12 protein-coding genes are annotated in these 10,821 nt (G+C 74.5%); 4 read left to right on the forward strand and 8 right to left on the reverse strand.

Going from position 1 to position 10,821, the window contains the following annotated elements:
* Positions 1-120 precede the first annotated feature (120 nt).
* A complete protein-coding gene (locus AAHZ94_RS19170; RefSeq protein ID WP_349994192.1) occupies positions 121-630 on the reverse strand; it encodes an ATP-binding protein in 510 nt (169 codons plus the stop codon).
* A 137-nt stretch (positions 631-767) separates the two neighbouring features.
* On the opposite strand from AAHZ94_RS19170, the gene AAHZ94_RS19175 reads away from it, so the two are divergent.
* A complete protein-coding gene (locus AAHZ94_RS19175; RefSeq protein ID WP_349994193.1) occupies positions 768-1,637 on the forward strand; it encodes a Sco1979 family transcriptional regulator in 870 nt (289 codons plus the stop codon).
* 3 nt (positions 1,638-1,640) lie between these two features.
* Positions 1,641-1,877 (forward strand): DUF397 domain-containing protein, encoded by a 237-nt coding sequence (locus tag AAHZ94_RS19180; protein ID WP_349994194.1) that lies wholly within the window; start codon positions 1,641-1,643, stop codon positions 1,875-1,877.
* 170 nt (positions 1,878-2,047) lie between these two features.
* On the opposite strand, the gene AAHZ94_RS19185 is transcribed toward AAHZ94_RS19180, so the two are convergent.
* Together AAHZ94_RS19185 and AAHZ94_RS19190 are read right to left on the reverse strand one after the other, a co-directional pair.
* Positions 2,048-2,950, reverse strand: a complete 903-nt coding sequence (locus tag AAHZ94_RS19185; RefSeq protein WP_349994195.1) for an STM4011 family radical SAM protein — start codon at positions 2,948-2,950, stop codon at positions 2,048-2,050.
* 362 nt (positions 2,951-3,312) lie between these two features.
* Positions 3,313-3,543: a DUF4287 domain-containing protein gene (locus AAHZ94_RS19190; RefSeq protein ID WP_349994196.1), complete on the reverse strand. Its 231-nt coding sequence runs from the start codon at positions 3,541-3,543 to the stop codon at positions 3,313-3,315.
* Between the two features lie 132 nt (positions 3,544-3,675).
* Here AAHZ94_RS19190 and AAHZ94_RS19195 point away from each other — a divergent pair, with 132 nt between their 5' ends.
* A complete protein-coding gene (locus AAHZ94_RS19195; RefSeq protein WP_349994200.1) occupies positions 3,676-4,023 on the forward strand; it encodes a hypothetical protein in 348 nt (115 codons plus the stop codon).
* Between the two features lie 71 nt (positions 4,024-4,094).
* On the opposite strand, the gene AAHZ94_RS19200 is transcribed toward AAHZ94_RS19195, so the two are convergent.
* On the reverse strand, positions 4,095-4,622 hold the full coding sequence (locus AAHZ94_RS19200) for an LbetaH domain-containing protein (protein ID WP_349994201.1): 528 nt from the start codon (positions 4,620-4,622) through the stop codon (positions 4,095-4,097).
* A gap of 113 nt (positions 4,623-4,735) precedes the next feature.
* Between AAHZ94_RS19200 and AAHZ94_RS19205 the strand changes: the two genes are divergently transcribed.
* On the forward strand, positions 4,736-5,665 hold the full coding sequence (locus tag AAHZ94_RS19205; RefSeq protein ID WP_349994197.1) for a LysR family transcriptional regulator: 930 nt from the start codon (positions 4,736-4,738) through the stop codon (positions 5,663-5,665).
* A gap of 309 nt (positions 5,666-5,974) precedes the next feature.
* Here the strand turns inward: AAHZ94_RS19205 and AAHZ94_RS19210 are convergent, their stop codons facing one another.
* The 4 genes from AAHZ94_RS19210 to AAHZ94_RS19225 all read right to left on the reverse strand — a co-directional run bounded on the left by AAHZ94_RS19210 (position 5,975) and on the right by AAHZ94_RS19225 (position 10,420).
* Entirely contained in the window at positions 5,975-6,502 is a 528-nt protein-coding gene (locus AAHZ94_RS19210; RefSeq protein ID WP_502964715.1) for a hypothetical protein, read from the reverse strand.
* A gap of 462 nt (positions 6,503-6,964) precedes the next feature.
* Positions 6,965-8,362, reverse strand: a complete 1,398-nt coding sequence (locus tag AAHZ94_RS19215) for an STM4012 family radical SAM protein (RefSeq protein WP_349994198.1) — start codon at positions 8,360-8,362, stop codon at positions 6,965-6,967.
* Positions 8,359-9,162, reverse strand: coding sequence for an STM4013/SEN3800 family hydrolase (locus tag AAHZ94_RS19220; protein ID WP_349994202.1), 804 nt, complete (start codon positions 9,160-9,162; stop codon positions 8,359-8,361). Before AAHZ94_RS19220 ends, AAHZ94_RS19215 begins: the two co-directional genes overlap by 4 nt.
* Before the next feature lie 124 nt (positions 9,163-9,286).
* On the reverse strand, positions 9,287-10,420 hold the full coding sequence (locus AAHZ94_RS19225) for an STM4014 family protein (RefSeq protein ID WP_502964716.1): 1,134 nt from the start codon (positions 10,418-10,420) through the stop codon (positions 9,287-9,289).
* Positions 10,421-10,821: the final 401 nt, after the last annotated feature.

The raw sequence follows: 10,821 nt of genomic DNA on the forward strand, positions 1-10,821 counted from the left end.
GGGGGGGGGGCCCCGGGGGGGGGGGGGCCGCCCCCCGGCCCGGGGGGCCCCCCCCACCCCCGCCCCCCCGCGGGGGGGGGCGCGGCCCCCCGGCGCTGTCGAATGGGGCGTGGCGGCCGGTCAGGCCCAGATCGGGGACGGGCCCGCGGGGCGCTCCGCCACCGCGGGCGACGGCGCCGGCAGGCCGGCCGTCGGCAGATAGGCCCAGACCACGCGGCCCTGGCCACCCTCGCGCGGGCGCACCCCCCAGGAGTCGGCCAGCGCCTCGACGAGCATCAGACCGCGCCCGCCCTCCTGCTCCCAACTGCTCTCGCAGGGCCGCAGCGTGGCCTGCTCGCACCCCTGGTCCGCCACCTCGACCCGGAGTCGATCGGTGAAGACGCGCAGCTCGCACCGGACCCGCTCGCTGCTGGTGTGCCGTACCGCATTGGTGAACAGCTCGGAGACGACGAGCTGTGCGTCGTCCCGCAGTTCGTCGTGGGCACCCCACTCGGCCAGCCGGGCCAAGACCCGCTTGCGTGCCTCAGCAACGGAGGTGCTGAGTGCCGGCAGATGGAACGCGTCCTGAAGACGTTGGGCAACGGCGCCGCCCGGGCGTCCTAACCAGAGACCGTCGTATGAAGTGGCCACGCCGTAACTATGCGGCCCGTCGGCAACGGATGGCAAGCTTCAATCTGTAAATTGCAGAATCGTAAGAGCAGTCTGTTCGGTGAGCTGAGCGCATGACAGACTGCGTCCTTGTGACGGCGTTTGGAAGGGGGACGGCAGTGGCGGACGCACGGTCGGGAGGTGGTGCCCCGACCGTCTTGCGGGTGGTGCTCGGTAGGCGCCTGCAAGACCTGCGGGAGAGGGCCGGGCTCAGCTACGAGCAGGCCGGCCGCGCGCTGGACGTTACCCACGCCACGATCCGTCGGATGGAGAAGGCCGAGGTCGGCCTGAAGATCCCGTACGTCGAGAAGCTGCTGACCACCTACGGCGTCGCCGACCAGGAGGAGATCGACGGCTTCATCGCCCTGGCCAGGGAGGCGAACCAGCCCGGTTGGTGGCACCGGTTCCGCGACGTGCTGCCCGACTGGTTCAGCGCCTTCGTCAGCCTTGAGGTCGAGGCCAACCTCATCCGCGCCTACGAGCCGCACTACATCCCGGGACTGCTGCAAACGGAGGACTACGCTCGCGCCGTGCTGCGTGCCGGCATGCCGCACGCGTCCGAGGCGGACGTGGAACGCGGCGTGGCGCTGCGGCGCCAGAGACAGGCGCTGCTGACCAGGGACAACCCACCGCTTTTGTGGGTCGTGATGGACGAGACGGTGTTGCGGCGGCCGATCGGCGGCGTCGGTGTGATGCGCGACCAACTGACCCACCTCATGGACGCCACCGCGCTACCCAACGTTCGGCTACAGGTGATGCCGTTCGACGCCGGGCCACACCCGGCGATGTACGGCCCCTTCCACATCTTCCGGTTCCCGATCCCGGAACTCCCCGACATCGCGTATTCGGAGAGCCTCGTCGGCGCCGTCTACTTTGACCAACGCGATGACGTGTCGACGTTCCTGGAGGCCCTGGACCGGATGTGCGCGCAGGCCGCGCCGGCACAGAGCACCGAGTCGATCCTCGGTGGCATTCGCAAGGAGATCTGAACCATGGATCGCATCTACAACGGCATGCCCGCCAACGACCTCGGAACCGAGGGCTGGCACAAGCCATGGAGCGGTGGCAACGGCGGAAGTTGTGTGGAGGCCATGCGGCTGAGCGACGGCCGGATAGCGCTGCGCCAGTCCACCGACCCGGACGGGCCCGCCCTGATCTACAGCCACACCGAGATCGCCTGCTTCATCCAGGGGGCCAAGGCCGGCGACGCCGACTTCCTCCTGGCCTGACCGACGACCGTCGCCCACCACGGCCCGCGCCACCCGGCGCGGGCCGTGGTGCGTCCGGAGCGGGGACGTTCGCCACGGGGGCCGAGTCGGGCCGGGTGCGCGCCCGCGGTCACCGGACGAGTCAGAGGCACGCGGTACGGGCCGCGAGCCCGCCCGGTGAGCACCTGCCGCTACGGCGCGGCGGCGTGACGGGTCGGGTCGAGCCGGATCGGTACCGGGCCCGGGGGCTGGGGCGGGGCCGGTATGCGTTCCAGGACGCCGCCGGCGAAGACGTCGTACAGCGGCAGCGTCTCCAGGTGCACGTAGCCGATGTGGCAGTCGCAGACGGTCAGCGGGCAGGGGCGCGGGCGCAGGGCGGCCCGGTACGAACCGTCGTAGAGGTTGCCCAGTTCGGTGGGGACGAAGTGGCAGCGGCGCACCGTGCCGTCGCCGTCCCCCGAGATCACCGACGCGCCGGTGCGGCCCGGCTGGCCGGCGCTCGCGTGCGGATGGCGGCTGTAGCCGAACAGCGGGTCGATCCCGGCCCACTCGGCGGCCTCCGCATCGGTGTACGTCCGCCCCTCGGCCGCGTTCACCCACAGGTAGACGTGCTCGGGCAGCGCCGACCGCAGTCGGCGCGCCGCCGAAAGGTGTTCGGGCAGGCCCACGATGCCGACGCTGAACCGCACGCCCCGCCGGGCGAGTTCGCCGCACTTGGCCACGAACCTTTCGTACGGCGTCTGGCCGGGGTGGTAGGTGCACCACAGGGCGAGCGTGTCCAGGTCGGCCGCGCCCAGCCAGTCGGTGCGGCAGCTCAGATTGGTCTGGATCGCCACCCGCCGCACCTGCGGCAAGTGGCTCAACTCGGTCAGCGTGCGCCGGTACCAGGACCTGACCAGACCCTCGCCCCACGGCGTGAACAGCACCGAAAGCCGGTCTTCGGTGCGCCCCGCGACCCAGCCGGCGAACCGCTCCAGGGCGACCCGGTCGGCCCGCAACTGCTCGCGGGAGTCACGCCGCTTGGCGAACGGGCAGTACGGACAGTCGTAGTCGCAGGAGGCGAGCGGCCCCCGGTACAGCACGGTCAGGTCCATCGGCGCCGCTCCTGCGCCGGCGCCCGCGGGACTGCGGGCGCCCGCTGCGTCGGGGGCCGGGCCCGGCCCCCCCGGCCGGGGCCCCCCCCGGGCGGGCCCCCCCCCCCCCCCCCCCCCCCCCCGCGCCCGGGCCCCGCCCCCCCCCCCCCCCCACCCCCACCCCCCCCCGGCGCCCCCCCGGGGGCTCTGCCGTGTCGTAGGTCCTGTAGTCCTTAGTCCTGTCGCACGTCGCGTCGTACGCCATGCCGTACGGCGCGTCTCTCGTACGGCCCGTCCTCCGTAGCATCCGTCGTACGTCGGGTCGTACGTCGTGCCGTGGGTGTCGCGTCAGCGGGTCGCTGTCGTAGCCGTCGGCGGGTGGGCTACCGCAGCTTGCGCGCCGCGCGGCGCAGGTCGTGCTCGTGGATGATCGCCTTGGCGTGCCCGTAGGCGAGTTCGTGCTCGCCGCGCAGCCAGCCGACCTTCTCTTCGAAGCGCGACAGGGCGGGGCCTTCGTCCACCGTGCGCAGCCAGTCGGCGACTTCACGGCCGGTGCAGTGCGGGATTCGAGAGAGCAGGTTCCGGTGGGTCTCTTCGGAGAAAGCGTGGGACATCGGCGCCTCCGGCGTTGTCCTGATCGCTGCTGCCACATCGTGGCCCAGGGGTGTCCTTCACCTCACCGTGCCTGAGCGTTTGGGCGTTGGCAACAGTCCGCGAGTGGCGCATAGAGTCGCCGCGTGGATGATGTGACCGCCTTCCTGGCCGCAGTGGACCGCCTCGCCGACCGGTTGCGGGCACTGCCCCAATCCCGGCTGCGCCAGGGCCCGGCCGCCGAAGCGCTGGCCCTGGCCCGCGCGTTGGCCAGCCGCGCCCAACTCCTGGAGTCGCCCGACACCGAGCCCCGCACGCTGCCCGACGCGGGCGTCTTCGTGGTGGCCGACCAACTGGCCGTGGCCGGCCACGACCTCGCCCATGCCCTGAGTGGCGCAACGCCGGCCGGCGCCCGCCGCCCGGCGACCCCGGAGCCGGTGCGGGCCCAGGCGGCGGAGGCGAGGGCCCTCGTGGAGTCGGTACGGGTCCGCTGCGGGCTGTGAGCCGGGGCGGGACTCGCTAGGGGCCCGGAGCCGGCGGGACGACCCGCGGCCCGGGCCACGCCGGCGCGGGCTCAGTCGATCGCCTTCACCACCCGGGCGGGAACCCCCGCGACCAGCGTGCCGGCCGGAACGTCACGGCTGACCACCGCGCCGGCGGCGCCCACCGCACCGGCCCCGACGGTCACCCCCTGCAAGACCACCGCGGAGGTCCCGATCCAGACGTCGTCCTCGATGACGATCGGGGCGAGGGAGAGGTACGCCCGCCGCTCCGCGAGCGGCAGCGGATGCCCGCCGGTGATCAGGCTGACCTTGGGGGCGATCATGACGCCGGCGCCGATGCTGATCCCGCCCCGGTCCATGAACGTGCACCCCTGGTTGACGAAGACGTTCGCCCCGAAGCTGGTGTTCAGCCCGTACTCGGTGAAGAACGGCGGATAGATCGTCACGGACTCCGGGAGCGGACCGCCGAACACAACGGCGAGTAGTGCGGCGCGCCCCTCGACGTCGCCGAACGGCAGCACGTTCAGCCGGGACGTCGCGTCGGTCACCTCGGCGATGCGCTCCGCATGGCGCGCGAACTCGGCTGTTTCTACGTACATGATCTGCTCGGTACGGGAAGACATGCGAGGAGTCCACCAGTGCACAGCGTCGGTGATCAAACAACCGGCCATACACCAGCCACAACCTGTGGTTGTGGGCGTAGCCTGCGGGGATGGATGTGGAAGCCCTGCGGACGTTCGTCACCGTCGTCGAGTTCGGTCACTTCCGGGCCGCGGCCGACGAGCTCGGGATCAGCCAGCAGGCGGTCTCCAAGCGGATCGCGGCCCTGGAGGGGCACCTGTCGGTCACGCTCCTGGTGCGCACCGCGCGGGGCTCCCGGCCGAGCCTGGACGGGCAGGTGCTGCTGCCGCACGCCAAGCAGGTGCTGGCGGCCCTGGACCGGGCCGAGCGGGCCGTGCGCCCCGGCAGCCGGCCGCTCCGCGTCGACGTGCTGAACCGGCGCATCGCCCCCGCCCAGGCCGTGTACCGGTTCTACCGCGCGCACCCCGAGACGGGCCTGGACACGGTCACCCTGGGCGAGGAGAACGCCGCCGGGGCCGCGGGGGCGGTGCTCGACGGCAGCATCGACGCGACCTTCCGGGCCCTGCCGGCGGACCGGGTCCCGGCCGGGATCAGCGCCGAACGCCTGCTGGACGCGCCCCTGGAGCTCCTGGTCGGGCCGCGCCATCCGCTCGCGCGGGCGGAGCGGGTCAGGCCGGCGGAGCTGGCCGGCCACCGGATCTGGATTCCCGGGATCAGGCCGGGCACCGAGTGGGCGGCGTTCTACCAGGCGCTGTCCGAGACGTTCGGCCTGAGCATCGACGCGCTCGGCCCGACCTTCGGCGACGAGGCCCTGATGGACGCGCTGGCCGACTCGGCCGCACTGGCCACCCTGGTCGGCAGCGGCGACCGCTACCTCTGGCCCGGCTCCCACGACCTGCGGCGCATCCCGCTGTACGGACCGACCCCGGTCTACCCGCACGTGCTGCTGTCCCGCACCGGGGACCGGCACCCCGTACTGGCCGCGCTCCGCGACCACCTGCGCGCATCGGGGCCGGTGCCGCCGGAGGACGCGTGGCTGCCGGAGTGGCTGGCACGGTGACTTGGTGCTTGGTGCTTGGTGCTTGGTGCTTGGTGCTTGGTGTCTTGGTGCGTGTTGGCGGGGTGCTTGTTGGCTGGGTGCCCGCTGGCGCTGGCCTGGTGCCGGGTGGCCTGGTGCCTGGTGCCTGGTGGCTTGGTGCCGGCTGGTCGGGCGCCTGCCGACCTGATGCCCATGGGCCGGCGCCCGCAGGCTGTGTGCCCGCCGGTTGCGCGCCCGTCGTAACGGACGCGCTCAGGACGCGGACAGGACGCGGACGGACGCGCTAAGGACGAGCCAGGGACGCGGACGGACGCGCCCGGGGCGCAGGGTTCAGAGCGAGGCGATAACGCGGTCGGCCAGGACGTAGACGCTCGTGTCGCCGTAGCCGAAGGTCAGCGTGTACGCGCCGGAGACGCCGGAGCCACCGAGCAGCACCGGGGCGTCGCCCGCGCGCAGGGCCTCGGCGAGCTGGTCCGCGGTCTCGCGGTGGCCCGGGGTCATGCAGACCGTGGTGCCGTTGCCGAACACGTACACATCGAGCGTGCCGAGCGGGCCGGGGCGCACGTCGACCAGCGGGGTGCGGTCGGCGGCGAGTTCGTCCAGGGCGGCGACGGTGCGCTCGTGCCCGACGACGGCGTGCTGGGCGGCCTCGCCCGCGGCGTGCGCCGGGTGCGAGGGGTGCCGGCGGCGGGCGGCGGCCAACTCGGCCGAGTCCGGGCCCTCCACCTCGCCCGGCAGGTCGAGCGCGGGGTCCAGGACGGCGTCCAGGGCCGGGTCGAGCGCCGCTTCGAGCGCGGCGTCCAGCAGCTCCGATTCGATCATCGGCTCCAGGCCGGCCAGGTCGGGCTGGCGGGGCACGAACGGCGCCGCGTCCAGGCCGGGTTCGTCACCGAAGCCGGCCAGGCCGCCGAGGAGCGCCGAGCCCTCCGCACCGGGTGCCGCGTCGCGCGCCTCCTGGGCCGCCCAGAACGCGCGGGCCTCCGCGAGCTCCCGCTCGCGCTCCTCGGCCAGCGCGTCGGCGACGGCGGCGCGTATCTCCTCGGCCGGGCTCTGCCGGGCGGCGGGTACGCCGGCGGCGCCGGCCGCGGGGGGCCCCCCGCCGGCGGCGCGGGGCGCGGCGCTCTGGCGGCGCCGGCCGCGGGGGGGGGGGGGGGGCGGGGGCCCCCCCCCCCCCCCCCCGCCCGCCCCCCGGGGGCGGGGGGCGCGCGGGCCCGGGGGGCGGGGGGGCCCCCCGGGGGGGGGGGGCGGCCGCGGCCCCCGCGGGCCGTGCCCGCCGGCGGCGCTGCCCGACCCGTCTCGACCTCGTTCATCTCGGCCACCTCACTTGTGCTCGTACGCGGCCATGGCGGTGCGCACGGCGGGCGAGAACAGTCGCGGGCCCAGTGCGTCGGAGTGCGCCAGCCCCTCGGCGGACAGCCGCAGCACATCGGGGCCGGCCGTCCCGTCGAGCCAGCCGGCGGCGTCGAAGCCGGCCAACTCGGCCGCGAAGTCCGCGCCGGGCTCGGTGCCGAACCGCCGCCGGTAGTCGGCGACGGGCATGCCGTCGGCCTGGAGCAGCGACTGCAACAGATGGCGGCGCCTGGCCTCGTCCTCGTCCATCGCACGCCCGTAGTCGGCCCGCGCGAACGCCTCGACAGGCCGCTCGACGTACTCGTCGATGATGCCCCGGATGTTCCGCATGTCCACCGCGTAGTCGAAGGAGTAGTGCAACCGGGAGGTGTACGAGCGGGCGCCGCAGCCGATGCCCACCATGCCGTCGCGCTGGCAGGCGTACTCGTCGTCCCCGATCACCGGTGCGCCGACGCGGCGGAACATCCGCATCGACGTCTGCTCGTAACCCCTGGCCAGCAGCGTGTCGCGGCCGTGCCGGTACAGCCGCAGCCGCTGCTCGTCCCAGGCCGGGTCGGGGCCGGTGCCGCCCCTGCCGAGGCCCGTCAACGGGCGGACGTAGAGCGGGTACAGGTACAGCTCCTCCGGCTGCCAGGCGAGCGCGGCGTCCAGCGACTGCTGCCAGGACTGCTCGGTCTGCCCGGTGATGCCGTATATGAGGTCGATGTTGAGCACGGGTATGCGGGCGTCCCGCACCCGGCCGAGCGCGGCCTCCACGTCCGCGCGGTGCTGCGGTCGCACCGCCGCCCGCGCCTCGGCCTCGATGAAGCTCTGCACGCCCAGGCTGAGCCGCGTCGTGCCCCGCTCGGCGAGGACCGCGAGCCGGTCGGCGGTGACCGTCGCCGGGGACGCCTCGACGGACAGCGGGACGGCCCGCAGGTCGACGCCGAGCCGCTGCTCGACGATGTCGCACAGCCGGGTGAGCTCGGCCGCGGTCAGGAACGTCGGAGTGCCGCCGCCGAACGCGGCGTTGGCGAAGCGCGGCGTGCCCCCGCCGGCCGTCAGCGCCTCCTGCACGGCCCGCGCCTGCCGCTCCAGCGCGTCCAGGTACGCACCCGTCAGCCCCTCCGGCGCGCCGATGCGCGTGAACAGGTTGCAGAAGCCGCAACGCACCTCGCAGAACGGTATGTGCGCGTAGAGCGAGAGCGCCCCGAGCTCCTCCCCGGCCCACAGGTCGCGCAGCGCGGGGCGCGGGTCGAGCGGGTGGTAGGCGGTCTTGTGCGGGTAGCCGTAGACGTAGCTCTGGTACGGGGAGTCGGGGCCGGGCTGCGGGGCCGGGGCGGGGGAGTGGGACGGGGCGGGCGCGGGGCCCGGGGCGATGGTGGTCATGGGCCCTCGATGAAGAAGTGGGTGTACGGCACGGTCCAGACGACGTCGTGGCCGAGCCGGTGCCCGGTGTAGCCGTCGTCGCCGTAGGCGGTGCCGTGGTCGGAGCAGACGATGGTGAAGCAGCGGCGGCGGCTGCTCAGGGCGGCCAACAGGCGGCCGATGTGCCGGTCCACGTACTCCAGCGCCGCGGCGTGCGTCTCCCAGGAGTCGCCGGCCTCCCGGGTGGCGCCTGGCAGGTGGAACCAGTTGGGTTGGTGCAGCGCCGAGACGTTGACGAACAGGAACAGCCGCCGGTCGGCCGGCAGCCGCGCCACGATCTGCTCGGCCCGGCCGACCTGGGCCTCGAACGAGGTGGGGCTGGCGACCGAGAACTCCGGCTCCCAGTGGCTCTCCTGGAAGAGGCCGGGCAGCACCGAACCGAGCGCTCCGCTCTTGTTGAAGAAGCCGACACCGCCGATGCAGGCCGTGTGGTAACCGGCCGCGGCCAGCCCGGAGACCAGGTCGGGCGTGTCGAAGACGTACGTGCCGCCCGCGGTGGTCTCGCTGCCGGCGAACCGCGCGGCGAACAGCCGCGGATGCGGGCCGGGCGCGGCCGGCGTGGGCAGGAAGCCCGCGAACATCGCCTGGTGCGAGGCGTAGGTGAAGCTGCCGGGGGCGTGCCTGCGCTCCCACCGGCCGCCCGGCAGGTGCCGCGCGAGGTGCGGCAGCCGGCCGCGGGCCAGCAGGTCGACGGCGACGTCGTAGCGCAGCGTGTCCAGCGTGACCAGCAACAGGTCGTGGCTGCCTACGACCGTGTTCATGTCCGGCTCGACCAGGTGCGGCGCGGCGTCGTCGGGCGCGTCGTCGGGCCACGTCGGGCCGGGACAGCCGGGGCTGGGCAACTCGGCCGGGCCGGCGGGCGGGTACGGGCCCCGGCCTGCGGGGTCAACGGGCGACATGACGGTGGTGTTCCTCCCTGAGCACGGTGGCGACCTGCGCGCCGTAGGTGTCGCGTCCCTCGGCACCGCTGCCGGGCAGGCCGGTCAGCCGGGGCAGCAGGTCGCCGAAGGCGTTGACCTCGCCGACGGCGAACCGTCGCCAGCCGGAGCCGGGCAGCACGTCCACGCCGACGCACAGCGTGCCGGGGAAGCACCGGGCCGCGCGCTCGGCCAGACCGAGCACATCGGCCCAGGCCACCCCGGCGGCCTCGGTCGCGGCACGGGCCGCGGCGAGGTCACCGCGGGCGCCGCCGAGGTGCAGATTGGTCATCGGGGAGCGGCTGGTGCGCAGCACGGCGTGTGTCGCCCGCCCGCCGACCACCACGATCCGCAGGTCGGCGGCGCGTCCCTGCTGCGCCGCCTTGGGGAGCCAGCGTTCGACGTGCAGCCCGTCCGGGGCCAGCGCGTCCACCAGCGTGGCCACCTCGTTCTCGGTCGCGTACCTGCGCACCCGCAGCGAGTTGTACAGCCGGCCGTCGGGCGCGAGCTCCACCGAGGTACGGGCGCAGACCCGGCCTGGCCCGGCCCACTCGACGGCCAACACGCCGGACGCCGAAGAACCGTGGGCGAGCTTGACGAACGCGCGCCGCAGCCCGCCGTCCCCGCTGAGCAGGGCCCGTACGTCAGCCCAACCGCGTATGGGGACGGGGTGGGAGGCGGGGCCCTGACCTGCGGGTGTGGGCGCTGGTGCCGCGGGGGCGCGGTCGGTCGCGGGCCCGGTGGGGAGCGCGGCGCCGGGGACTGTGGTCTCGGCCTGTGCACCGGCCGGCGCTCCCGCTGACGCGCCGGCGGCGGCAGGTTCGATGACGGGGTCGGCGACGGGGTGCGGGCCGCGCGCGCCACGGGGCGCTCTTGCCCGGCCGGCCGACGGCAGCGCCGAGGTGGGCGAGGCCGGCACGGGCACGCCCGCGGCCTGCAACACGCCGTGGCACAGCCGCTTGTCGAACAGCACGGCCAACTCGGCCGGGTCGTCCAGGAGCCTGGCACCGGCGGCGCCGGCCGCACCGGCCACCGCCGCCACCGCCTCGGTGAACCGCGCGTACCAGCGGGCGCTGCCCTCGACGCGCGTCGCGTCGGGCATGCCGCGCAGGGCGCCCTCCACCGCGGTGTCATCCCCGGGCGAGTCGATGCGCACCGTCTCACCCTGCGAGAACGCGGCCCCGTCGCGCAGCACGTCGGCCCAGTCGAGGACGCGCGGGGTGGGCAGCCCGGCGGCGTGCACGGCGTCGGCGAACAGCCGCACCCGACGGCCGTCGCGCACGCCGACGACGGCGAACCGTGCCTCGGCCGCCGACAGTTGATGCGACCTGCTGTGCTCGGCGATGGAGCTCACCTCCTCGATGCTCTTCGGGCCGGCCCCGGGCCGGGCCGTGACCCGGGGCGGCGCGGCATCTGCCGCACTGCCCCCGGCGCCCGTTAACAACTGACCCTGCCGGCGAGACACCCTGGGTTGGTGTCGGTGGGGGGCGGTTGAGTTAAAAA

Source organism: Streptomyces sp. HSW2009, assembly GCF_040240285.1.
Classification (GTDB): Bacteria; Actinomycetota; Actinomycetes; order Streptomycetales; family Streptomycetaceae; genus Streptomyces.